The following is a 712-nucleotide window of genomic DNA, read 5'->3' as shown; positions in this document are numbered from 1 at the left end:
GCCTCGCCCCCCTCATCACCGCGATCGGCCTGTCCATCGCCCTCCAGCAACTCGTCTGGGCCTTCTACCCCGACGCCAAGAAATCCCGCGCCTTCCCCCAGTTCCACGGCGACGCCTTCGAACTCACCGGCAACGTCCACCTCCAGCGCGACGACGTCTTCGTCCTCGTCGCCGCACCCCTGTGCATGCTCGCCCTCGGCCTCTTCGTCGCGAAGAGCCGCACCGGACGCGCCATGCAGGCCACCGCCCAGGACCCCGACACCGCCCGGCTCATGGGCATCGACACCGACCGCATCATCGTCCTCGCCTTCGCCATCGGCGGCGCCTTCGCGGCCGTCGCCGCCGTCGCCCAAGGACTCCGCGCCGGCCAGATCAACTTCGAGATGGGCTTCATCCTCGGCCTCAAGGCCTTCACCGCCGCCGTCCTCGGCGGCATCGGCAACATCTACGGCGCCATGCTCGGCGGCGTCGTCCTCGGCATCGCCGAAACGGCCTCCACCACCTACATCCAGCACATCCCCGGAATGCAGCAGCTCGGCGGCGGAGGCTGGAAGGACGTCTGGGCCTTCGTCCTCCTCATCGTCGTCCTCCTCGTGCGGCCACAGGGCCTGCTCGGCGAACGCGTCGCGGATCGGGCGTGAGACCCATGACCCCACAACACCACCGGACCACCACCCTCAGCCGCACCCTCCCCCGGCTCACCATCCCCATC

General features: G+C 69.5%; 1 protein-coding gene. It reads left to right on the top strand.

Translation table 11 applies throughout. The annotated features are described in order from the left end of the window. On the top strand, nt 1-641 hold a 641-nt coding region (locus K6I33_RS35460), incomplete at its 5' end, for a branched-chain amino acid ABC transporter permease (RefSeq protein WP_229358893.1). Nucleotides 642-712 lie beyond the last annotated feature (71 nt).

It is taken from the genome of Streptomyces sp. UNOB3_S3 (assembly GCF_020740895.1).
Lineage (GTDB): Bacteria > Actinomycetota > Actinomycetes > Streptomycetales > Streptomycetaceae > Streptomyces.
This window is presented reverse-complemented; position numbering and strand designations above follow the sequence as displayed.